This is a genomic window from Marinomonas sp. AWM4_232 (assembly GCF_056158325.1).
In genome coordinates this window covers 3,980,683-4,004,115 of the sequence record NZ_JBSWTA010000001.1, presented here as the reverse complement: position 1 = coordinate 4,004,115, position 23,433 = coordinate 3,980,683, and the positions used below count along the sequence as shown (strand labels likewise).

Genomic DNA, 23,433 nt, shown 5'->3' with positions numbered 1-23,433 from the left:
GGTTGACTGTTTTCGCTCGCTCTATTGCATTAAAAATTGTTGTGGCATTTAGTTTTGTTGTTCTGATATTGCTTGTAAGTTATATCATCATGGTTCAGCGTCTCGATACGATTGAAGAGTCTATTAGTAATGTTGCTAATATCAGTAACTATAGTAATTCCACTGTTGGGATTAATAAAGATATTGTTGAAATGCAAAGAGATATTTCTGTATATAGTATCACGGGTAGCCGTGCTGTTTTTGAGAAAATCAATGAAAATCACTCAGATATTAAAAGTCGATTGCTTAGTCTGGAAGTTTCTGACTCAATATCTGAAGAGGAAGAAGATAATATAAAGAAACTCTCAGAATTAGTCGATAAAATTGGTGCTAATTTAACAGTATTGCCGTCTATATATCGTGAAAGGCAAGAGATGTTAAATGTTGTTTTGGAAAGTGTTTATCAATCTGCAATCAAAAGCCTAGCAGTTTTAAGAAGTAACACGAAGGATCCAGTCGCTAAGCTTGAAATATTAGATGTTAGCAATGATTGGCATGCTTTACATCGCAGTGCATGGTTGTTTCTATCTCGAAAAGATTATGCTAAGAAGCGAGAAGTTGCTTCTATTCTGTCGGGTATTTCTATGAAATCTCAAAGATTTGATGAATCCAACTATTTGAATAATCTTGTAAAGAAGTATCAGGCCTCTTTCGCGAAAACGGTTCAGGTTAATCGAAATTACTTAAATCTGGTCAATATTGTTATAGCGGGAGATGTTAATGAATTCGGTATATTGTCAAACTCATTAAGAGAGCTATCTTTTGAAAGATTAAAAAATATTAAGGAGGTGAGTGATGATAGTGTTTCAATAACAAGAACGACACTTAATATTTTAAGTTTTGCAATTATATTTTACCTTTTACTATTGGCTTGGTTCTTTCATGCACACATAACGAAAGCAATTTCTAGACTCACGGATAGCTTTAGCCGTTTTTTAAGTGGCGACCTTTCTGCTACAGTACCTCACTCGAAGCGAACAGATGAAATTGGCGTGTTAGCGCAAGCTGCAAGCCGATTTAGAGATATGAGTATAGATCTAGAGAAAGAAAAAAAAGCTGCAGAGCATACATCTAAAGTGAAATCGGAATTTTTAGCCAATATGAGTCACGAAATCCGAACACCTATGAACGGTGTTTTAGGTATGGCTACTAATTTGCAAGACACAGAATTAACTATAAAGCAAAAGGAAATGTTGGATATTATTATATCCTCGGGAAAGAGTTTACTTGTAGTAATCAATGATATTTTGGATTTAAGCAAGATTGAGGCAGATAAGATTTATTTAGAGAGTAGTCCTATTGACCTAAATAATTTATTTTATAATTTAGAGATACTTTTCAAAAAGCAAGTTTCAGATAAAGATATTAATTTTTATATTGACGTTATTTATACAGGTGGTTCTGTTGAGTTTATCGGGGATGAAACAAGAATTAAGCAAATACTGATTAACCTTATTGGAAATGCTGTTAAGTTTACTGAAAAGGGAGAGGTTGTCGTAAAAGCTCATGTCAATGAAGAGAATAATGGAAAAGTTAAAATTATTTTTAGTGTTATTGACACAGGGATAGGTATCGAATCGACTTATCTAGACAGTTTATTTGATGCCTTTTCTCAAGCTGATACGTCAATTACTAGAAAGTTTGGTGGGACAGGACTGGGTTTGACTATTACAAGTAAACTTCTTGGTCTTATGGGGTCCAAATTGAATGTTGAAAGTGAATTGGGTAAAGGGTCTAAGTTCTCTTTTGAGATCGATTCTATTTTATGTTTTCAAGAAGAGAGTGTACATAACAAGATAAAAGCAAACGAAAAAATTAAGCTAGACTTCTCAAGACTGAATGTATTAGTTGCAGAGGATAATAAAACGAATCAGGTTGTTATTAGAGCTCTTCTTAGTAAATTAAATGTTGGTTCGATTACATTAGTAGAAAATGGAGAGGAAGCTGTTAACCAATGCATACATGAAGAGTTCGATTTAATATTTATGGATATGCAAATGCCAGTAATAGATGGCCTTCAAGCAACGCTCCAAATTAAAGCCATGAGACAGTATCGAAATATCCCAATTATTGCATTAACGGCTAATGTTTTTGAAGAAGATAAAAAGAAATGTTCTGAAGTTGGTATGTGTGACTTTATAGGAAAACCTATAGATATTGATCAATTGGAGGAAGTGCTTAATAGATGGTCAATAAATCAATATAATTAATGATAAACGAAAAGTTTAATTTCTGTTTGCGTTTGCGTGACGTACTTTAAAATGAAGTTTTGTTACATTATTTTCGTTAACCGAAGAGATGGAGCTGAGCTGTGGTACGGATTTTTAAAAAAGCGTTCAAACTGAGTGTTTTGGGGTTAAGTTCTCTCATTTTACTTCTTTGCCAGTCGCACTGCGAAAGTAAGTTTGAGTTAAATGAGTCTGAAACTCACTGATCGATATCGGTGCCAACTTGTATAAACATGATGGCACCTAAGTTTCTCATATGCGACTAAAATTGATAACGCACAGTTACTTTAATTGATCGCTCATCTCCAGGAATATTAAATTGACCAGAGTCACCTACGCGTTCGTAATAGTGTTCGTTAAATAAATTGTTCACATTCAATTGCGCTTGCAGTGCTGGTGTAAACTGGTAAGAAGCCATAGCATTGATTACTTCGTAGGCTTTGCCATCTTGACCATATGGATTCTCTACTTTACTGAGAGTGTTTAAGCCAAGCCCCAAGTTTAGCTGGTCAGTAACTTGATAATCACTCCATATATTAATCATATGCTCAGGCATGTAGCTAATTAGTACGTCATAGGAGCTTTCTTCTATGATTTCTGTATCAATATAACTGTAGCCTGCGATCAGTTTTAGCTTGTCTGTGATTTGTCCTGCAACTTCAATTTCAGCGCCTTTCATTCTTCGTTTACCACTGGCTATGTAATTGTATGAGCTGTCTAAACCAAATGCATTGTCATCATCGATTTGGTAGATAGAGAGTCGAGTGTTCAGAGTATTATTGAAATAGCTACCTTTAAGTCCGGCTTCAATTTGCTTTCCTTCCCGAGGAGACAAAATGTCACCGTTTGCGTCTACATACTCTTGCGGCACATACAATTGAGAAGCACTCGCGTATATGCTGTGGTGGTTGTCCAAATCATATACGGTGCCTCCATACCAAATCATTTTACTATCGCTACGCGTATTTGCGGAATTGGTTAGTTTGTTCTGATTAGTAATGTCCCAGTTACTAGCACGAGCACCCATGATTAGTGCTAAGTCGTCTGTTGGTCGGAGTGTAAGTTTTCCGTAGATGCCTATCTCTTCCAGTTCAATATTTGTATAGCTTTGACCTGCAGTGCCGTTTAATTTTGCAGACGCTAAAATGTCGTAGTAGGCTACATTTTGCAAGCTTGAGATGTTGTATTGAGTTGCTGCTCGTGTTTTGAATTCATCACGATCATCTTTAAAGTTTTTAAAGTCGAGCCCTACAACTGCCTCGGAGATATTATTCAAAAATTCAAAAGGGCGGCTGTAGCTTGCATCTGCAACAAGTGCGCTTTGTTCAATATCGGCACCGATTGGTCGCAGGCCGATATTTCCTTCATCACTGACATTAGTGGCAGCATATAGATAGTTCCAGTCGGCCTGATTTTCAGTGTAACGAGCGGAGAGCTTTCCAAATCCACCGTTGTCGAAATGTGTTTTCAGATCAGCATAGAAGTCATCGCTTTCCATATTGAAGCTATTCCATGGTACGCCATAGTATGTGTCGTGAGGTAAATTAAATAATTCGCCGTCTGAGTTAAGAGGTAGTCCATTGTTAGGCGTTAAGTCCCTTTGTTGGTGGAGATAGCCGATACCAAGTGTTGTGTTGTCAGTAATATCAAAATCTAATGCGCCATAGAAAGTTTCATGGTGGTCACGTTGATCTGTGGTCTCTGGCGTTTCACCAAAAGTATTGATCACGGTTCGTCCGCGTACCGTTCCTTCGTTATTGAGTGGGCTAGCGATATCTAAACCAAAATTGTATTGGGAATTTGATCCTACACTGGCTTCCGCTTCGCCTTGAAAATCATAGGTACCTCGTTTACGAATTAAATTAATAATTCCACCCATTTCGCCACTTGCGTCAAACAATCCTGATGGGCCGCGCATAATCTCAATACGATCAAAAGGAGCCAAGTTAGGCATGGTTCCAAGACGGCTTTCCATTTGAGAAGGTAGCCCATCAACATTGAATTCTGAGTATTTATAGCCACGCGCAATAACAGATGAGCGCCCTTGCTCATTAGGTAGCATTCGAACCCCAGGTGTATTCACTGCAAGTTCATCCAAAGTGTCGACATTTTGGTCTTCAATCATCTGATGGGTTATGACACTAACTGACTGTGGAATATCGCGTAGTGTAGCGGGCGCTTTACTACTAACCGATGCGCCTGATGTTGTGTAATGGGTATTGTCTTCTGATGCTTGCTCTGAGTAGAGCTCATTTCCCTCTACGGTCAGTGTTTGAAGGCGTATTTCATTATTTGCGATGGCCTGATTTGCCATTAAAACGGACGCGTATAACACTGATATTGAGAATAGTTTCTTCTGGAGCATAATGTAGCCTAAATTGCATTTGTTAATGAGAAAGGTTATCGTTTGTGTGTAGATTGTATGATATGGGTTTTCAATGAGGGTGTTGATTACGTGCCATTTTGTAACTAGAACCTGCCAAATCTCATCAAGATACAAAGTTTATGGTCTAAGCGCTTAAAGGAGGGGGTTGTGCAAAACCTAGTTTCCCAACAAATATTTAATCAAATGCCCTTTGCTGAGTGCTCAAGTGAATGGCGCGAGGATTCATGGTTTTACGCATTGCGATGTGGTGTTCGAGTAAAAGGGAGTAATATCCATTTCTCCGAACGCGTTGACAGCACTGTTTATATACCGCCTCAGATTGGCTTTATTTTCCTTCTAAAGGGCACTATGTCCCTTGAACTGGGGCAAAGAAGATATCATTTTGAGGCGGGCGCTGAAGGGTGTTGCATCATGATCAGTCTTGACACTGCTGAAAACCTTAGGCGTATCGCTCGTGCAGGAGAAATTAATGAGCATATTGGGTTATCAGGATTAGAGCTGTGGCTACGGGAAGAGCCTAATCACCAGATGCTTTCGAAAAATGTTTACAAGGAAAGTGTGCGTTCTTGGCCTATGACATTGGCTATGCATCAAGGTTGCCTCCAATGGCAAGAACATAGAGACCAGGCAACCGGCTTGCAGAGAGATATGTATGGTATTAACTTATTGGAAATTGCTTGGCGGCATTTCATATGGCTAAGCATGCAATCGAATGAAACTTATATAGGCTATCAAAGGCCTCTAGATCTAGAGACCGAATTAAAAGCTATGCTGAAAGATGGGGTTTTTGACTCAAAACGATTGGCGGAAGGGGTAAACATGAGTTTACGTACCCTACAGCGCCGCGCGAAACAGCAATTTGGTTGTACCTTAAAAGAGTGGTTAAGTAATCAACGTATGCTTATTGCACAAAACGCCTTAATTGAAAACGGTGTATCTATTTCGGAAGCGGCATGGCTTGCTGGATACAATCATAGTTCAAGCTTTATTCAAGCGTTTAAAAAATCTTTTAAGGTGACCCCGAAAGTCTTTTTAGCTCAACAACGAGTACTACTTAGTGCTAAGTGACCTGCTAAGGTGCTTTGCTGATAATGATCTCTGAACCATCCTTGTTTGACTAGAGTCGGCATGACTTCATTGAAGAAAAGATCGATTGATTGCTGAGCTCCTCCAAAGACAGCAATGAATCCATCTGCAGCTCCCATTTGCACTCTTTCCCTAATACTCTGAACGGCGTCGTCAGGTGTACCAATCACTTGCCAATGAGAAGATCCCATCACTTCAGGTCGTTGCAATAATTGCTCAACAGTCGGGGACTCACGTTCAATATAACGTCTCATTAAGTGGCTGTGAGTACGACTGCGAACCTTATTTGAGATAGGAGGAAGATCGTCGCCTGTGATCCTTTGTTCAAGTGGCAGGTTATTTAAATCTAATCCTATTGCTTCTTGGATGTATGAAAAGCGCTTTTGTAATGGGTAATCTTTATGGGTGAATTGATATAACTTTGATGCTTCCTCACGAGTTTTAGCAAGAAACAAGCTAAGTCCAGGTAACACCTTAATTTCGTTCGCATTGCGACCATGCTGTACTGCTCGCTTACGCAGGTCAGAGCGAAGTTCAACACCTGCTTCGATATCTGGTGTTGCTGCAAATACGGCGTTTGCGTACTTAGCAGCAAAGTTTCTCCCGGTTGAGGAAGCGCCTGCTTGAAAAATTGGCGGACTGCCAAAAGGCGGCGCTGGCGTATTTAAAGGTCCAGACGTTTTAATAAGAGATTGATGATAGTTCGCCGCCTGTATGGCTTTAACATTGGCAAATTGGCCAGCTTTCTTGTCCATTGTTAAGGCTTGGTTGGGAAAGCTTCGCCAAAGTGCCTGCACTGCATTTAAACATTGTTCGGCCTTTTCATAACGAGTCTCCTGGGAAGGCATTTCTTGTTGGCCAAAGTTTTGTTGTCCATCCAAAGCTGTTACAACATTCCAACCAGCTCTTCCTTGACTGATCCAGTGCAAAGATTGCAATTGCCGAGCAATTTGAAAGGGCGGTAGGAATGTTGTCGAAGCTGTGCAAACCAAGCCAATTTTGTGAGTGTGAGCCGCAATGGCCGAAAGCAAAGTAAACGGTTCTAGGCTACAGGCATTCGCTTCGAGAGATGCTTCTTGTTGTGAAAGGTATAAAGCATCAGGCCGGAATACAAAGTCAAGGTAAGATTGTTCTGATCGCTTTGCAAGTTTCAAGTATGGTGCGAGAGTAAACATGCTCTCCACCTGACTATCCGAACGTTTCCATCCATTACCAGACAGCCAGCTCGTCACCAAGGCGACACCTATCGTAAGTTTCTTTGAGGACGTCATAGTCTTCCTAAAATATAATGTATTCTTATTTGAGAATGGTTATTATCCACTTTTAATTTTATCGGAAAGAGGGATTTAATAAATGTTGAATGTGTGCCATTCCATTTGGAAATCATGCCATTGACTTTAGAAATCTATTGCATCGCTTTTATGATGGACGGGCAATAAAAAGGGCTGTATTAACTTAATAATCATGCTCAATGTTGGAAAATATGACAGCAACGAGGGGCTATGCTAAAAAAAATCCTATTTGGAATACTATTATTTTGGGGGCATGCCTCCCAAGCTCAATCACTAAGTGTGAATACTGCGCAAGGAGACGTATCAATAGATGCTCCTGTCACTCGAATTATCGCGTTTCCAGCTGGTGTCATAGATTCTCTCGATGCGTTAGGAGTGCCTCTCGTTGGCGTCCCCAGTGATGTTCATTTAGATTATATTAATCAGCCTAATACTCAGACGGTTGGAACCCTCTTTTCAGCGGATGTTGAAGCTATTCATCGACTTGATCCAGATTTGGTTATTGTAGGTACTCGGTCTGCAGGACAACTTAAAGCGGTATCACAAGTCTCTAAAGCAATAGATATGTCACTTGCCCCCGGTAATCATTATCGAGCTGCTATCAATAGACTGTATCAGCTGGCTGCTATGACTGGTAAACAGGAGCAGGCTAAACAAATAGAGGAAGACCTCTCTCGCCTAGTAACAGATGTGAAAAAGAGCGTGCCTTTGGGAGATGATGTGATGGTGGTGATGTTGATGGGACGCTCCTTGCATATGCTTACTGAAAAGACACGCATTGATTGGTTCGCATCCGAATTGGGAATCAATTTGATGGGCGACCCTTCAATTCAACTTGGAGAATTAGCACCCATATCATATGAGTATATTTTGGCTAAGAACCCAGACTGGTTAATCGTATTTGATCGTGACGCTGCGGTGGGGATCACAACGAATTCACAAGCGAAACAACGTCTGGATAATCCTTTGGTAAAAATGACTCATGCCAGCAAGTCAGAACAAATTATCTATCTAGATGGTGTCGGAACCTTGAATGCCGTAGGAGGCGTGCAAGGTATAAAAAATACGTTACTACAGCTTAAACAAGGATTTTCTCATGCTAATGGTGTCCAGTAATGCGTGGTAAGTTAGAGATAGAACTCGTGCAGTATAAATTACAGCAGCGGTTTGCAAAGGTTATCTCGGTAACAGACTTGTCCCCAAGTCTTCGTCGCATTCAATTCGGTGGTTTAGACTTGTTGAGCCTGCCATTTGACCGTTTAGCCCCAGATCTACATGTAAAGCTGTTCTTTCCAGAGGATCCTTGGGACGCTGCGAATAAAATTAAGATGCCAGTTGTACAAAGAAATGGAGAAGCGGATTGGTACGGTGTCAGAGATGGCCGTTTTTCCGATTTCAGGGATTATACCGTGCGATCTTTCAACGCCCAGCTAGGTCAAATAGAGATTGATTTCGTTCTACACGAAACGGGAGTGGGGGGCCCTTGGGCATCTCAAGCTAAAGTAGGGCAAATGCTTGGTGTGCTTGGCCCACGTATTCTTAAACGCATTCCTACGCATGCTAATCAATATATTTTTTTCGCAGACGAGACTGGCCTTCCTGCATTGGCACGCTGGTTGGAGATACTTCCTCTTGAATGCTCGGTGTGGGCAGCAATCGAGGTGAGTGGAAATGATGGAATAATTCATTTGCCTGAAAGGCCAAATACAGCGATTCATTGGCTTCCAAGAAATGAGTCAGATTGTTTTGGTGAGCTACTTTTATCCTATTTAGATCATTTGCCACCAATCGACGCTTTGAGTTGGTGCTGGGGGGCTTGTGAAGCTAGCACGGTCGTCGAACTTAAAAAGCGGATGCTCGCTTTGGGTTTTTGTTCTGAATATCTAGATTTGAAAGCGTATTGGAAGCGAGAAAAACAAGGATGAACGCATCAGAGTCATGCAGATCTGGCGTGTTTCAATTCCAATCAACACTTTTAATAATAGGGGCCATATTCAGTCTTTTGATATTGTCGCTATGGAGTGTATTGATTGGGACTTTTCAATTGTCTCTTATCGAGATGATAAGTAACCCAAGTGTAAGAGAAGTGATTCTTGTTAGCCGATTACCCAGAACCTGCGCAGTGATAATTGCAGGTGCAGTGCTTGGCATGCTCGGATGCCTATCTCAAACTGTTATGAGTAATGCATTCGCAGAGCCAACAACACTAGGTACACCGCAAGGCATTGCTCTTGGCTTACTGGTGGCTTCAATTATATTTCCTGAGCAAAGTCTTCTGCTACATATGTTAATGGGATGTAGTGCTGGTTTAAGTAGCTTGCTGTTTTTGAATTGGCTTATTAAACGTTTACGTTTGGCAGACTCGATGCAGCTCCCACTGATTGGTTTAGTTTACAGCGCCATACTTGGGGCAGGTGCGACATTTTTAGCCTTTGAATATGACCGCCTACAAACACTTATGTCATGGCTTAATGGGGATTTTTCAACCGTTCTAGCTGGCAACTACGAGTTACTTTGGGGGGCATTTTTTACGGGCCTTGCGGTATATTTAGCTGCATCTTATTTCTCGCTTTTAGCCGTGGGGCAGACGCTAGCATCAGGGTTGGGGGTTCCCTATCAGCGTATAGCATTCTTGGCAATGGTGATGATTGCCTTAGGCACCTCGCTGGTAGTTGTAACGGTTGGAATGATCAGTTTTTTGGGGCTGGTTATACCAAATATTGTGCGCCAGTATGTTGGGGATAATTTAACGTATAGCCTACCTTGGAGTGGTTGGCTTGGAGCTTTTCTGTTGCTGTCATGTGACATATTAGGACGCATACTAGGGTCACCTATAGAGCTCCCTGCGAGTGTGGTGTTTGGTACGTTTGCAGCAGGTCTTTTCCTTATCATGTTATGGAAAGGTGCTGACGATGAATATTAGTTGGCGCAATAAAGCTTCTATTAGGTTACTTGTTTGGTGTTGGTGCATTGCATCAATGTTCTTCTTAACGTATGGCTTATCCCCACATGAGTCACTGCTTTTTCAATTGCGCTTTGAGCGGTGGTTGGCCCTTAATATCGTTGGAGTGAGTGTTGCGGTGGCAACATTTGTGTTTCAAGTAGTCGTGCAAAACCGGATTTTGACTCCCTCGATCATTGGATTAGATTCCGTATACCTACTTTTTAATATTGCACTTCTTAGCGTATTAGGCGGTATGGGCTTTCAAAAATTACCCGCTAAATTAGTGTTTTTGTTAACGACTCTCATTATGATCGCATTCGCTGTGTTTATTTATGGCGCTTTATTACTTCGATTTAAGAGGGATCTGGGGCGACTGTTATTGATGGGGATTGTAATTGGTATGTTTACCCAAACGATGACGGAGTTTTTAGCACGTTTGCTCTCGCCCGATTCCTTTGCGGCCTTCCAAGGAGTGGCATTTGCGCGTTTTGATCATGTAAGTACTTCATTATTGAAGTTGGTTTTCGCTGTACTGGTCGGTATTTTTTGGGTGTTATGGAAATTGCGTTTTGTGATGGATATTTATCGTCTTGGTCATTCACATGTAGTTAATCTAGGCATACCTTTTCTTGGAATGACTTGTTTGTTATTGATGATAGTTGCCGTACTGGTCAGCGTGTCTGCAGCACTTGTTGGCCCGATTTTCTTCTTCGGTTTGTTGGTCGTGGCGGCCATTAACGCTCTTATGGTTGATGTTTCGGCTGGTACATCTATGATAGCTTGCGCGCTGTTGGGGGCTTTAATTCTAGTATTAGGGCAAGCGGTTTTCGAACACATATTATCGATGAAATCCACCTTAAGTGTTGCGGTAGAGTTAGTAGGTGGAGTGGTCTTTTTTGTATTGCTATGGAAACGTGCTAAATCATGATTGAAGTATCTAATATTGAATTTAAACGTCAAGATAATAAGATTCTTAAAAATATTTCGCTGAGTTTAGCCAAACATCAAACGGTTGCTCTAATTGGCCCTAATGGTGCAGGTAAATCAACTTTATTATCTTTGATGGCGAGACAGCTGCCACTTCAAAAGGGGGTTATCACATTTGATTCGATATTTGTTGAAAAAAATAACTCTTCTAGATTAGCGAAGAAGATTTCTTTTATGCCCCAACATAGTAATTTTATGAATCGACTAAGAGTAATCGATTTGCTAGTTTTTGCACGCTACCCTTACCACAAAGGAAGACCTCAGGAATTGGATTATTCTGTTGTTAAAAAGACACTATCTTATTTTGGTTTGGAAAAATGGCAGAACCACTTCATTGACCAGTTATCTGGTGGATTACGTCAGTTAGCGCTAGTCGCTATGACATTCAGCCAAGATACGGATTATATTTTATTAGATGAGCCGCTTAATAACCTTGATATGTTTCATGCAAAAAAGCTGATGAAAATATTACAAACTGCCATTAATGATTGGAAAAAAACGATTGTCATCGTACTTCACGATATTAATTATGCTAGCCATTACGCAGATTATATTGTTGCTCTTAAACATGGGCAAGTTGCCTTTCAAGGAGGTACAAGAGAAGTGCTTAATGCTTCAAATATAGAGTCTCTTTATAGCGTTAGTACTGAAGTCATTCATCATCAGGGTATACCTGTGAGTTTGCACTTTTAATGGCGCCATGTTCAATGGGGTCTTTTTCTTTACAAGGCGATTTCAACGACCTGACACACACTGACAGTTAAAAGTTGATAATGGAATCATCATTAACGAACAGCGAGGTGTGTATATGACCACTCTTAATGCGAAGCGTTACAAAAAGTCAGCATTGGCTTTGGTCGCAGCTGCGGCAGTGACTATGGCGTCAACTTCTTTTGCAGCGGGATCTGCTCAAGCGCCGGTGAAGTCAATGGATCCATATTCCGAGCAAGCGTTAGATCGCATGGCAGCTGAATTAAAGCTCGATGCGAGTACGAAAAAGAAAGCTGGAAAGCTGTTTGCTGAAGCCAGAGAAGATCGCCAAGAAGTGATCGAAGATCTGCAAGAGCTACGCAAACCTATGATGCAGTTAAACCCGGTAGATAAAGATTATGTTGATCAAGTTGCGGATTTGTCTGAGAAACGTAGTGATTTGATGCAAACCCTAGAGGTACAGCAAGCGAAGACAACTCATGAATTCTATGCGCTGTTAACGCCACAGCAAGTGCAACTGATGCAAAGTCGCCGTAAATAGTTCAGATGAGAAATCGGTTCCCCCACCTTGATAGCCGCATCCATTGATGCGGCTTTTTTTATACTGAGAAACGACTAGCGCTTCCTACCGCCTTTGCCTTTATTAGAGGATTTGCCGCCTTTTGGGCCTCGTTGAGGCTTTGGCTTGTTAGGCTTTTTCTCTGGCTCGGTGCGCAGCACTAGAAATAAGTCTGTTACCAATTGAGGGATTTGCTCGATACAAGACTTGGTGAGTTTCTCGCTTTCACGAATTTGCTGTACTTCTTCGTCTTCAAACAAGCCAGATGCCACCATAAATGGTAGTAGAAGTTCAGCTACTTCTTCCTCTTTTTCGGTTTCAAACCAGCTACGTTCCGTGAAGAACACGCCTTCCATGAAACCTGAAGCCCATTCTTCAAGTTCACTCAGCTCATTTGGGTCGCTGCTTACTTCGATTTCACAAGGGACTAAGAAGTCGTCTTCAGACTCTAATTCCTTTTGAATATCAGATGCCAAACGCACCATTAAATTCTCGATGTGCTTTTGTTCTTTATCAGAGGTAAAATTAGGCGTTTCTTCGAAAACAAGCGGTAACCATTGAGACGATGCTGGTGGCTCTGGGCAAATGGCAAGAGCGGTTAGGAAACCGTGTGCCATCACAAAGTTTTGGCAGTCTTCGTGGACGGCATCGGAATCAAGAAAGTTTTCGAGCTCTTCTAATTCTAAGTCATCAAGAGGTTGGTGTTGCATTTAAGTGATCCTATTCATTATACGCGACACAGTTTAAACACATCAGTTGTAAAAAACCATGAGCAAACCCGTTAAAAACGACTCTGTAGAGCGAATAGATCCAGCGCTCAAGCATGCCCTGCAACGTTTGGGGTACTCATCTTTTATTGGTTCTCAAGAAATGTGTGTTCGTGCTGTGGCAGAGGGCGAGGATGTGTTGGCTCTGTTGCCAACCGGAGCTGGTAAGTCGGCGATTTATCAAGTGGCGTCTTTGGCACGAGAGGGGGTTGGTTTAGTGATCAGTCCTTTGATCGCCATTATGCAGCAGCAAGTGGAGACACTTCAGGGGCTTGGGATCAAAGCAGAGTTTTTAAACTCCACGCAAAATGGCGCAGAGCAAAATGATCTGTATTGGCGCCTGCGACATAATGATGTCGAAATTTTGTACATGTCGCCTGAAAAGCTTCTGCAATCGAGCGTGATGGGGTTATTAGAAGATGTTCCGATTGCTTGCATTGCGGTGGATGAGGCGCACTGTATTCTACGTTGGGGACGTAATTTTCGCCCGGAATACGCGCAGCTTGGCTGTTTGAAAACGGTGTTTCCTGATGCGCCTATCATTGCGCTAACAGGGACTCTGTTACCCAACAAAGAACAAGCGATAGCGAATGCGTTGGGTTTACAATCTCCGAGAATTGTTCGTGAGAGTATCAGTCGTCCAAATATTCAGCTTAAAGTATCGCAAAAAAAGCGTGCCAAACAGCAGTTACTTTCCTTCTTGATGAAAGATGCAGTGGCTCAACCGGGGATCGTTTATTGTCGTGCCCGAACTAAATCCGAAGAGTTAGCCAGTTGGCTCTCTAGCCAAGGGATTTCGGCGACTTGTTATCATGCCAGTATGAATGCGGAATCAAGAGAAGCGGCTCATCAATGTTTTGCTAAAGGTAAAGTGCAGGTGCTGGTGGCGACTACGGCTTATGGCATGGGGGTTGATTTGGACCACGTTCGCTTTGTCGTGCATATGGACTTGCCTTTGTCGTTAGAAAACTATGTACAAGAGGTGGGGCGAGCTGGGCGTGATGGCCGTGCCGCACAGGCGTTGTTATTCTATGGTCTTCAAGACGTTATGCAGACTTGGCAGTTTGTCCGACAAGAGCAAATGGAAGACGAGTTCTGGCGTCTGATGTCCTGCTTGGAACACACGGATTGTCGTCAAAACGTGCTGCTAGAGGCTTTCTCTGAATCACCTAAAGAAGCGTGTGGGTTGTGTGATCGATGTCGTTCAACTAGCAAACAGCATAATGTCACCATTGCAGCGCAGAAGTTCTTAAGCCTTGTGCATCATACGAAAGGTGTGGTGCCGTTTGCTGCCTTGATTCAAGCATTGATGGGCAAGCGTACTAAGCAAGTGATGAACTACCGCCTTGAAGGTCACGCACTGTTTGGTACTGGGGCAGCGTTAGACGAAATTCAGTGGAAATCTGTGGTACGTAGCTTGCTGGCAAAAGGGTATCTATTTATTCAAGGATTAACGCCTTTCTCTGTTGGGCTGGGTGAAGAATGTCGAGCGTTATTGCGTTCCGAAGTGCAGCTATTAACGACAACGGATTGGTTTTACCCAGCCTTAAAAGATACGCAGGAATGGGTGAAACCTTCGGGAAACTGGCAAAAGTTATTGCAATGGAGTGTGACCAATCGGGCCTCTGATTACCTTACAGAGAAGCAACTGCATGCTATCTTCGAATCTAACCCAACGTCTATTGCTGCATTGAGTCGTTTGACAGGGCTTAGCAAAGACATTCTTAGTCAGTTGAATGCGAGCGATTTATTCAATGAACAAGTAAGTGAGAAGCTGGATGTCTAACGTCTTATCAGCCGAACTTAAAAATAGGATCGCTGAGAAAGTACAAGAGTGCATGACCCGAGCTGAGCGTTACTTTCAGATCAAGTTAAGTATGCCGACCTATAACTTTCGGCAACGCGGACGCAGTGCCGGTACGGCGTATCTTCAGCGTAATGAAATGCGTTTTAATCTGTTTATGTTAACCCAAGATACAGAGCGCTTTATCGAAGAGGTGGTTCCTCATGAGGTGGCTCATATTGTGGTACATCAGGTTTTTGGTAGTAAAGTAAGGCCGCATGGAAAAGAGTGGGTGGCAGTGATGGAGCATATTTTTAATGTGGAAGCCTCACGAACCCATGACTTTGAAGTGCCGAAAGCAAAGAATCTGTTTGAATACCGCTGTCAGTGTCGAACTCATGAATTCACTGCTCATCGTCATGGGCGAGTGAAGCGTGGTAGTCAGTATCTTTGTCGTCAGTGCGGCAGTCAGCTAACCTTTGTGAAACAGATCGCTAACCTCTAAAAGATTTGTTGTTTTGTTGCGAACTTGATGGGATGTTTCCAAACACCGCTTGTAGTAAGATAGCCGCCATCTGTTTTATGGTAATTTAGAATGACTTCTGAGATCGATCGAAAAGAAAAGCTTGAACTGAATAAACTGCAAAAGCGCCTGCGTCGCCTAACGGGCCAAGCCATTGCAGAATTCAATATGATTGAAGATGGCGATAAAGTCATGGTGTGTTTGTCTGGTGGTAAAGACTCGTACACCATGCTGGATATCTTATGTAACTTGCAAAAGAGTGCGCCGATTAATTTTGAAATAGTGGCGGTTAATTTAGACCAGAAGCAGCCAGGCTTCCCTGAACACGTTTTGCCTGAGTATTTATCGGGCCTTGGTGTGAACTATCACATCCTCGAAAAAGATACCTATAGCATCGTTAAGGAAGTCGTGCCAGAGGGTAAAACAACCTGCGGTTTATGCTCACGTTTACGTCGTGGTTCATTGTATGGCTTTGCTGAAGAAATTGGTGCAACCAAAATTGCTTTGGGCCACCACCGTGATGACATATTAGAAACCATGTTTCTAAATATGTTCTTTGGTGGAAAGTTGAAGTCGATGCCGCCTAAGCTTTTGAGTGATGATGGTAAGCACGTAGTGATTCGTCCGCTGGCTTTTTGCAAGGAGTCTGACATTGAACAATATTCTTTACTAAAGTCTTTCCCAATCATTCCTTGCAATCTTTGTGGGTCTCAGGAAAATCTACAACGTCAGGTAGTGAAAGAAATGCTTCAAGGCTGGGAGAAACAATACCCCGGACGTTTGGATACGATGTTCTCAGCGGTCCAAAATGTTGTGCCGTCACATTTGGCGGACACTGAATTGTTTGACTTTAAAGGTCTTAAGCAATCTGAAGAAGCAATGAAACGCTTAAATGTTATCTCGCTTTAATTTAAGGAAGCTGTATGTCAATTAAGAAACTTGTTCCTCTCATATTAGGGGCTGTAATCTCTGCTCAAGCGACGGCTGAAACCAATGTTGAAGGGAGTCTATCAAATGACGCTGTTAAGCTGGATGTAAGCTTGAACCAAGGTCGCTATTTCTTTGACTTTGGTGGAATGTATCATTCAGATGATGGTAAATACGGCTATATTGGTGCTCATATTGAGGACCTAGACACAGCGAAAGACTATCCAGTGCAAATTGGTCTTGGAGCACGTTTGCTTGCAGTAGACACGGAATACGATGTTGACAATGCTGGTTCAGCCATAGCGCTTGGTGGTTTCTACCGTTATACTTTTCCAAAAGCAAACCGCTTTAGTGTATTAGGCTCGCTGTATTTCTCTCCTAAAGTACTGTCTTTCCAAAATATTGATAATTTGTATCAAGCTGAGATCCGCGGTGAATATCGAACGTTGCGAAATGCTCGTGTGTTTTTGCGATACGGTTTGACAAGTGTTGACCTAGAGCGGTATGGAGATGTTGACATGAACAAAGGTGTCGCTATTGGCGTTGCAGCGACGTTTTAAGCTGATTAGATAAGTTGTAAATAAAAAAGGTGGCTCATGCCACCTTTTTTATTTATGGGCAAACAAGCAATTTTGAAATGCTTATTTATTCGCCTTCAAATGCACAAAGTGAAAATACAGAAATGTCTAGGTCCTGTATCTTAGCACTGCCACCTAAATCAGGAAGATCAATAATAGCTGCCACTTCTTTAATGTTAGCGCCTTGCTGTTTCAGGAGGCTCATTGCAGCAATTAGAGTACCGCCAGTGGCAATCAGATCGTCAAATAACAAAACTTGAGCGCCTTCTTGAACCGCATCTTCTTGAATTTCTAGCTCGGCACTGCCGTACTCTAAATCGTAGGACTGCGAAATCGTTTTACCTGGTAGCTTGCCTTTCTTGCGCACTAGCACAAGTGGTTTGCGCAGCTCGTACGCCAACACTGAAGCGATTAAAAAGCCTCGAGCATCAATACAAGCAATGTGAGTGATATCGCTATCAATGTAACGGTGTACATAAGCGTCAACCACCATACGCATCCCTTTCGGGTTGGTGAAAATAGGGGTGATATCGCGGAAGCTAATCCCTGGCTTTGGCCAATCTTCAACTGTGCGAATTAGAGACTTAAAGTAAAAGTCATCAAAAAGCATAGGTAAAACCTTAACTGAATGGTTAATTAAACATGCTCAATGGTAGCACATTCTGATGACGCACCGACAAGTTTCTCCATTTCGGTCATATCAATGATCGATATTTCCTTACCATCCACGTCAATTAAACCATTTTTCTGGAAACGTGTCATAACACGGCTTACCGTTTCTACAGCCAAGCCTAGGTAGTTACCGATTTCACCACGTGACATGGATAAACGGAATGCTGTCGCTGAGTAACCGCGCTTTTTGAAGCGGTGTGATAGGTTCAACAAGAACGACGCCACTTTTTCATCAGCGTTCTTTTTGCCAAGTAGCACCATCATTTGTTGATCATCACAGATCTTACGGCTCATTAAGCGGAATAATTGATGCTTCAGTGAAGGGATCTGTGAAGACAGTTGCTCTAGGTGTGAAAATGGGATTTCACAGACAGTGGTGGTTTCCAGCGCTTTGGCCGAAACAGGGTAGTGATTATCATCAATACCGCTAAGACCTACCAGCTCGCTAGGGCAGTAGAAGCCTGTGATTTGCTCCTCACCAGAGTTAGTGATGTTAAAAGTTTTTAGTGTGCCCGTACGTACAGCAAATACAGAATCAAATTCTTCACCTTGATGAAACAAAAGCTCACCTTTTTTCAGTGGTCGCTTACGCTCAATGATCTGATCGAGGCGGTTGACGTCTTCGTCAGCTAGAGCGATTGGTAAGCACAGGGCACTTAGACTGCAGTTTTGGCACTGCGAAGTCAGCTTGCTGCTGAAACGGTTATTAGAATTAGAAATTGCCATAAATACTCTCCCTGAGCTCGATCGGGTAATTAAATAACTTTTGAAAAACTGTTGTTGTTTGTTAGGTACTTATCAAATGCCATGCACACACAGCGCACTAGCAGCCTTCCAGCTTCCGTTACTTCAAGATGTATTTGATCATTTTTATTATAGACGTTTATAACGCCATCCTCCTCTAGCTCTTTTAAAGAAGCCAGCTCTTTCTCAAAATACTCTCGAAAATTAATACTAAACTTGTGTTCAATATCTCGACTGTTAAGCGAGTTATGACATAAAAGCTGCATGATTACTGCGTGTCTGATGCGATCATCTTGGTTACTAATATAGCCTTTCATAATAGCAAGTTGACCGTTTTCTATACAGTTTTGATAGAGTGATAAATCCGTATGGTTTTGAAAATACGCTTTGCCTACTTGGCTAATAGCAGAAACGCCAAACGCTAGTAGGTCGGTTTCTGCGTGGGTAGTGTACCCTTGAAAGTTACGCTGAAGGTGACCTTCTTGTTGTGCTTTTGTTAATGAGTCATTTGGTTTAGCGAAGTGGTCCATACCGATGTAGACGTAACCTGCGTCCGTCAGCGTGTCTATGCTGAGTTTCAGCAGCGCTAATTTATGCTCAGGTGAAGGTAGATCCTCATCCAAGATACGGCGTTGAGGTGCAAATCTTTGTGGTAAATGAGCATAGTTAAACACTGAGATTCGATCTGGCGACAAGGCAATGACTTTATCAAGGGTTTCTTTAAAACCTGACAGTGTTTGTTTTGGTAGTCCATAAATTAAGTCGAAATTAATAGAGTTAAAATCGAGATCTCTAACATCGTTTACCACACTTTCTACAAGCTCTAGAGGCTGTATGCGATGGATGGCTTTTTGCACATCAGCGTTAAAGTCCTGAATGCCAAGACTAACTCGATTAAAACCAAGCTTTCTTAGTACTTCTAGTTTATTGCGGTTTACTTCTCTTGGATCGATTTCAATACTAAAATCTTGTGAGCCATCAGTGACAAGGTTGAACAACTCGTGAACTTGAGAGAATAATGTTTCAAGGTTCTGTTCACTTAAAAAGGTAGGCGTACCACCACCGAAATGAAGCTGGGTGACAGGACGGCTTTGATCAATCATTAATGCGCGTAAGCGCATTTCTTCACCCAGTAATTCAACATACTCGGTTCCTTTGTCATATTGTTTGGTCACGATTTTGTTGCAAGCGCAGTAGTAACAAAGGTGCGCGCAAAATGGGACGTGAAAATATAGGCTCAATGGCGAGTGTGAGGGCTCTAGCATCTTACCGATCAATTCCATCTTGCTGACATCTGTCGAAAACTGAGGCGCAGTTGGATATGAAGTGTAGCGCGGCCCAGCAAGGTTGTATTTTTGGATAAGTTGGGAGTCCCAAAGCATAAAAGCGTGTCCTATTAAAAATTCTAATAGGAATTTTACTCTTATGCCTTTTTTACTTGCTGATATAGATCAAGAATTGGAGTTATCCGATTAAAGAAAGCATGCTTTTCACTAGAGGGATGCTGTAAGCCCCATAAAGGATGATGGAGATACCAAACATCCATTTGAGTTGATAGCGCTGCCATATGTCTTTTAATTGTTGGCTAAATAGGCCCGCCAGTAACATGCTTGGGAGAGTGCCTAAGATAAAACCTGTTATTGCCATCATGGAAAGTTTCACTGAGCCAAGGGATGTGGCCCACAGCACGGTAGAATAGACAAGCCCACAAGGTAGCCAGCCCCAGATAATACCGGCAAGTAAGGCTTGTTTGCTGGATCTTATAGGCAGCAAAGACTTTGCCGCGGGTTGAATGCTTTTCCATAGAAGTCGTCCTGCTTTTTCTGTAACAAGAATCAGTCTAGACGCGCCGCAGATATACAAGCCCATTAAGATCATGATGATGCCAGCCAATGTGCGAAGCGGTTGCATGGATTGGGTGTAGTAATCCGCAAGGCCATAGTACAAAGCACTACTTAGCAATAAGGTGAACGCTAAGTAAGACAGGCCTCTACCAACATTGTAAGCCACTAGCCATGAGTGCTTTATTTGCCCGCCAACTGAGAGTAGAGAAGCAAGGCCTCCGCACATACCTAAACAGTGTCCTGCACCCGCTAATCCTATGGCGATACCACTTAGGAAAATGGAAATCACTGCTTCGAGTCCGTTTCATCGTCATCAAACAGAATACGTTCGCCCTCTCGATTAAGGTCGTCAAACTGGTCACCTTTGACAGCCCATATAAAAATGAGGATAGCAATAACCACAAAGATGCCGGCTATAGGTATTAATAAAAAAAGGCTTTCCATAAAGGTGTTCCTAGAGTTTGTTTAGTCTGGAAGCGTTGACAACAACCATTAATGAGCTTAACGCCATGCCAATGGCGGCCATCCAAGGTGGAATAAGCCCGGCAATGGCCAGAGGTAAAAGCGTCGCATTGTAACCAGCTGCCCAGAATAAGTTTTGCTTAATGATCTTGCGACAGCGTTTTGCCCCGTTTAACGCCAGAGGAATTGTCTCAAGGTGGTCGCTCAGCAAGACGGCATCCGAGTGCAATTTGGCAAGGTCAGAACTAGCTCCCATAGCCAGCGAAGTGGTTGCTCCAGCAAGAGCTGGCACATCATTAAGGCCATCACCAACCATCACAATGTCTTTATGAGGTTGTTGTTTAATCCATTGCCATTTTTGATCAGGTAAACAATCCGTTTCATAGTCGTCAAACCAATCTCTTGGAAGAATACTCATTGCAGAGGTGGAGGTGTCACCTGTTAGAAGGCTTAAGCGTATCCCTTGGTCTCTCAAAGTACTAAGAACCGATTCGGCTTCAGGGCGCAGCGCATCACATAGAGAAACAACGGCTAGTAATTTCTCTGAATCAGCCAGATAAAGTGTCAGCTTGCCTAGTTCGGCGTATTGCTGTTGTTCAAATGAGACATCACTTTGAAGTATTAGTGCAGCGTTACCAAAGAAAAGCGTTTTACCGTCAATCTCCCCGGTCACACCTAGACTGGGAAGGTTTTGAAGGTGATCAACTTTACTAGGAGGAAAACTATGGAATGTTTGGGCGATCGGGTGCTTAGATTGGCTCTCTAATGCACTAATCCAACTTAATAGTAACTCCTCAGAATAGTGCTCTGATAAGTTGACGAACTTAACGATTGAGAACTTACCTTGGGTTAATGTTCCGGTTTTATCGAAGACTATTTGCTTTGTTTGTGCAAGTGACTCAATAACATGTCCACGAGTGACTAAAAAGCCCTGCTGCTTAAACGCATTGGTCATGGTGGTTAATGCGACAGGTGTGGCAAGAGATAGGGCGCAGGGACATGTGACAACTAAGACACTGACCATGATCCAATAAGCTTGTGCTTCGCCCATGAAAGACCAAAAAGCGTAGGTTAATGAAGCCGTGATCAAGACAGCGAGAACGAAATAATGCGCTACATTATCAGCAATCACCGCCACACGTGGTTTTTCGCTCAGTGCTCGCTCAGTAATGCGCGAAATGGTAGCGGCTTGGGTATTCTGTCCAATATTAGTGACTTCTAGCTCAATTTGTTGGTCAACATTAATAGTTTGCGCTCGTAGCAAATCCCCTTTGTGTTTGGCTACTGGTTGGTACTCACCGGTCAAGCTAGATTCATCAACATTAGTAAAGTCACTTAATAAAATGCCATCTACAGGAATGGTCTGTCCTGATTCAAGTTTGGCAATATCTCCGCTTGTTAGCTTATGTACTGGAATGACTTTCTCTGAGCCTTCACGTTTTACGATAACCGGTTCTAGATCAGTGTTGTGGCGACCTTTGTTTTGATTGGATCGTGCCAGTGTCTCGAGAAAGCGCCCCAGTAATAAGAAAAAGATAAACATCGTAGCTGAATCAAAATAGACATGTCCCGACTCGGTGTAAAACGCGATCACACTGGAACCATAAGATAGAAGAATCCCCAATGATACGGGCAGATCCATAGTGAAATGACGGTTTTTGAGATCTCGAAGTGCCCCTTTATAAAAGGGGAGGCCGGCGTATATGACGACAGGTGTTGCGAACAGGAAGCTGATCCAGCGGAGTAATTGGCGGTGGCTATCTTCCATGCCTTGCATGTCACCTGCATACATTGCAATGGCACTCATCATCGCTTGCATCATGCCGACACCAGCGACTCCCAGTCTTATAATGGCTTTTTTCCGTTCGGCCTTGTGTATCTGATCTTGTTCGCCTGGTCGATGTGGATGCGCGCTGTAACCAATTTGTTGGAGGCTCTGCGAAAGAACTTGAACAGTGGTTTTGTTTGGGTCCCAAACTAGTGTCGCCAATGCATCGCTGGCATTCACGTGAATGCTAATGACACCACATTGATTGGATAAATGGCGCTCAATTAACCAGGCACATGCAGAGCAGGTAATGCCTGAGATGGAAAGTTGGATGGTATGCTGTTGCGCTTCTTGATAAACGTATTCGTTGTAAAGGTCGTCATCGTTTAATAGGTCAAACAGTGCAGAAGTATCTGAGGATGAGCGTTTCGCAGAGTTTGTGTCTCTGCGCTCATAATACATAGATAGGTCTGCGCCACATATGTGCTCAGCAATGGCTTGGCATCCATAACAACAAAACTCGCGGCGTTGGTCTTGTAGTGTACTCGCGATGTCTAGCCCTGTGGGGATAGGATCCCCACAGTGAAAACAAACATTACTCATAAGTTGAAATTCAAATGGTCATGAATGTTGCTGTTGATACGGCCGCTAAGCTGCCAGCCATTTTTAGACTCTAAATAAACGTTCCAAATCCCAGATAAGGGTTTCTCAAGTTGTGCTCGATACTCATCATTTTGGATTTTTTGGAATGTTACACTAAAGTCTTTGGCTGACACTGCCGCGTGTGCGAACAAAGCCGTCAGTTCATCTGCCGTGGCATTTTCTGTGCTCAGTAAAAGCTCACCAGTCAAGTCGTCCATGCGAAGATGGGCTTTGATTCCCATTGTTTTAGCTGCCTCGCGCTGGGTAATCACTTGGTTAATTGCTAAACCTTCTTTGTAATAGTCGTCTTTCACAAGATCACTAGAGGAGTGAAGGGCGGCATAGACTTGTACAACGGCAACTAATACGGAAGAAAGCGGTACACTGATAATAAACCAAGGCCAAAACTGCTTATACCAAACCGGAGCAACGGTAGAAGACATACAAGTTCTCCAATACTTAAAATGAGATAAGCGGTGATATTATCACCG

Annotated in this window: 22 protein-coding genes; 12 read left to right on the top strand and 10 right to left on the bottom strand. The window is 42.4% G+C overall.

Translation table 11 applies throughout. From position 1 onward, the window contains the following. The first annotated feature begins 2 nt into the window (after positions 1-2). Positions 3-2,249 carry a response regulator gene (locus ACXAC1_RS18965; protein WP_475063560.1) on the top strand — a complete coding sequence of 749 codons (2,247 nt, stop codon included), beginning with the start codon at positions 3-5 and terminating at the stop codon, positions 2,247-2,249. Between the two features lie 280 nt (positions 2,250-2,529). Here ACXAC1_RS18965 and ACXAC1_RS18960 read toward each other — a convergent pair whose 3' ends face one another. Next, the gene (locus ACXAC1_RS18960; RefSeq protein ID WP_475063558.1) at positions 2,530-4,632 is read right to left on the bottom strand and encodes a TonB-dependent siderophore receptor; all 2,103 of its coding nucleotides are present in this window, start codon (positions 4,630-4,632) and stop codon (positions 2,530-2,532) included. Between the two features lie 168 nt (positions 4,633-4,800). Here ACXAC1_RS18960 and ACXAC1_RS18955 point away from each other — a divergent pair, with 168 nt between their 5' ends. Continuing rightward, positions 4,801-5,721 carry a helix-turn-helix transcriptional regulator gene (locus ACXAC1_RS18955; protein WP_475063557.1) on the top strand — a complete coding sequence of 307 codons (921 nt, stop codon included), beginning with the start codon at positions 4,801-4,803 and terminating at the stop codon, positions 5,719-5,721. Here the strand turns inward: ACXAC1_RS18955 and ACXAC1_RS18950 are convergent. Next, on the bottom strand, positions 5,691-7,010 hold the full coding sequence (locus tag ACXAC1_RS18950) for an NtaA/DmoA family FMN-dependent monooxygenase (protein WP_475063555.1): 1,320 nt from the start codon (positions 7,008-7,010) through the stop codon (positions 5,691-5,693). The two genes, ACXAC1_RS18955 and ACXAC1_RS18950, sit on opposite strands and share 31 nt — an antisense overlap. A 231-nt stretch (positions 7,011-7,241) precedes the next feature. On the opposite strand from ACXAC1_RS18950, the gene ACXAC1_RS18945 reads away from it, so the two are divergent. The 6 genes from ACXAC1_RS18945 (at position 7,242) to ACXAC1_RS18920 (ending at position 12,214) form a co-directional block, all read left to right on the top strand. After that, positions 7,242-8,147, top strand: a complete 906-nt coding sequence (locus ACXAC1_RS18945; protein WP_475063554.1) for an ABC transporter substrate-binding protein — start codon at positions 7,242-7,244, stop codon at positions 8,145-8,147. Then, on the top strand, positions 8,147-8,956 hold the full coding sequence (locus tag ACXAC1_RS18940; RefSeq protein ID WP_475063553.1) for a siderophore-interacting protein: 810 nt from the start codon (positions 8,147-8,149) through the stop codon (positions 8,954-8,956). Before ACXAC1_RS18945 ends, ACXAC1_RS18940 begins: the two co-directional genes overlap by 1 nt. Then, positions 8,953-9,954, top strand: coding sequence for an iron chelate uptake ABC transporter family permease subunit (locus tag ACXAC1_RS18935; RefSeq protein ID WP_475063551.1), 1,002 nt, complete (start codon positions 8,953-8,955; stop codon positions 9,952-9,954). The genes ACXAC1_RS18940 and ACXAC1_RS18935 overlap by 4 nt, the downstream gene beginning before the upstream one ends. Next, complete coding sequence (locus tag ACXAC1_RS18930) at positions 9,944-10,903, top strand: iron chelate uptake ABC transporter family permease subunit (RefSeq protein WP_475063549.1); 960 nt, start codon at positions 9,944-9,946, stop codon at positions 10,901-10,903. The genes ACXAC1_RS18935 and ACXAC1_RS18930 overlap by 11 nt, the downstream gene beginning before the upstream one ends. Continuing rightward, positions 10,900-11,655, top strand: a complete 756-nt coding sequence (locus ACXAC1_RS18925) for an ATP-binding cassette domain-containing protein (protein WP_475063548.1) — start codon at positions 10,900-10,902, stop codon at positions 11,653-11,655. Before ACXAC1_RS18930 ends, ACXAC1_RS18925 begins: the two co-directional genes overlap by 4 nt. A gap of 115 nt (positions 11,656-11,770) precedes the next feature. Further along, on the top strand, positions 11,771-12,214 hold the full coding sequence (locus ACXAC1_RS18920) for a Spy/CpxP family protein refolding chaperone (RefSeq protein WP_475063547.1): 444 nt from the start codon (positions 11,771-11,773) through the stop codon (positions 12,212-12,214). A gap of 74 nt (positions 12,215-12,288) precedes the next feature. Here ACXAC1_RS18920 and ACXAC1_RS18915 read toward each other — a convergent pair whose 3' ends face one another. Beyond that, positions 12,289-12,942 (bottom strand): YecA/YgfB family protein, encoded by a 654-nt coding sequence (locus ACXAC1_RS18915; RefSeq protein ID WP_475063545.1) that lies wholly within the window; start codon positions 12,940-12,942, stop codon positions 12,289-12,291. A 58-nt stretch (positions 12,943-13,000) separates the two neighbouring features. Between ACXAC1_RS18915 and ACXAC1_RS18910 the strand changes: the two genes are divergently transcribed. From ACXAC1_RS18910 to ACXAC1_RS18895, 4 genes are all read left to right on the top strand, one after another. Further along, a complete protein-coding gene (locus tag ACXAC1_RS18910; RefSeq protein WP_475063544.1) occupies positions 13,001-14,785 on the top strand; it encodes a RecQ family ATP-dependent DNA helicase in 1,785 nt (594 codons plus the stop codon). After that, positions 14,778-15,287 (top strand): SprT family zinc-dependent metalloprotease, encoded by a 510-nt coding sequence (locus ACXAC1_RS18905; protein WP_475063542.1) that lies wholly within the window; start codon positions 14,778-14,780, stop codon positions 15,285-15,287. The genes ACXAC1_RS18910 and ACXAC1_RS18905 overlap by 8 nt, the downstream gene beginning before the upstream one ends. A gap of 90 nt (positions 15,288-15,377) precedes the next feature. Beyond that, positions 15,378-16,214, top strand: coding sequence for a tRNA 2-thiocytidine(32) synthetase TtcA (gene ttcA / locus ACXAC1_RS18900; RefSeq protein WP_133559973.1), 837 nt, complete (start codon positions 15,378-15,380; stop codon positions 16,212-16,214). A 14-nt stretch (positions 16,215-16,228) separates the two neighbouring features. Next, positions 16,229-16,792, top strand: coding sequence for a YfaZ family outer membrane protein (locus ACXAC1_RS18895; RefSeq protein WP_475063540.1), 564 nt, complete (start codon positions 16,229-16,231; stop codon positions 16,790-16,792). 85 nt (positions 16,793-16,877) lie between these two features. Here ACXAC1_RS18895 and ACXAC1_RS18890 read toward each other — a convergent pair whose 3' ends face one another. The 7 genes from ACXAC1_RS18890 to ACXAC1_RS18860 form a co-directional block, all read right to left on the bottom strand. After that, the gene (locus ACXAC1_RS18890; RefSeq protein ID WP_475063538.1) at positions 16,878-17,420 is read right to left on the bottom strand and encodes an adenine phosphoribosyltransferase; all 543 of its coding nucleotides are present in this window, start codon (positions 17,418-17,420) and stop codon (positions 16,878-16,880) included. A gap of 26 nt (positions 17,421-17,446) precedes the next feature. After that, positions 17,447-18,208 carry a fumarate/nitrate reduction transcriptional regulator Fnr gene (gene fnr / locus ACXAC1_RS18885; protein ID WP_475063536.1) on the bottom strand — a complete coding sequence of 254 codons (762 nt, stop codon included), beginning with the start codon at positions 18,206-18,208 and terminating at the stop codon, positions 17,447-17,449. Between the two features lie 29 nt (positions 18,209-18,237). Continuing rightward, positions 18,238-19,608, bottom strand: coding sequence for an oxygen-independent coproporphyrinogen III oxidase (hemN, locus tag ACXAC1_RS18880; RefSeq protein ID WP_475063534.1), 1,371 nt, complete (start codon positions 19,606-19,608; stop codon positions 18,238-18,240). Between the two features lie 82 nt (positions 19,609-19,690). After that, the gene (locus tag ACXAC1_RS18875; RefSeq protein WP_475063532.1) at positions 19,691-20,359 is read right to left on the bottom strand and encodes a sulfite exporter TauE/SafE family protein; all 669 of its coding nucleotides are present in this window, start codon (positions 20,357-20,359) and stop codon (positions 19,691-19,693) included. Then, on the bottom strand, positions 20,356-20,514 hold the full coding sequence (gene ccoS, locus ACXAC1_RS18870) for a cbb3-type cytochrome oxidase assembly protein CcoS (protein WP_475063530.1): 159 nt from the start codon (positions 20,512-20,514) through the stop codon (positions 20,356-20,358). Before ccoS ends, ACXAC1_RS18875 begins: the two co-directional genes overlap by 4 nt. A 10-nt stretch (positions 20,515-20,524) precedes the next feature. After that, positions 20,525-22,903, bottom strand: coding sequence for a heavy metal translocating P-type ATPase (locus ACXAC1_RS18865; protein ID WP_475063528.1), 2,379 nt, complete (start codon positions 22,901-22,903; stop codon positions 20,525-20,527). Beyond that, complete coding sequence (locus tag ACXAC1_RS18860) at positions 22,900-23,385, bottom strand: FixH family protein (RefSeq protein ID WP_475063526.1); 486 nt, start codon at positions 23,383-23,385, stop codon at positions 22,900-22,902. The genes ACXAC1_RS18865 and ACXAC1_RS18860 overlap by 4 nt, the downstream gene beginning before the upstream one ends. Positions 23,386-23,433: the final 48 nt, after the last annotated feature.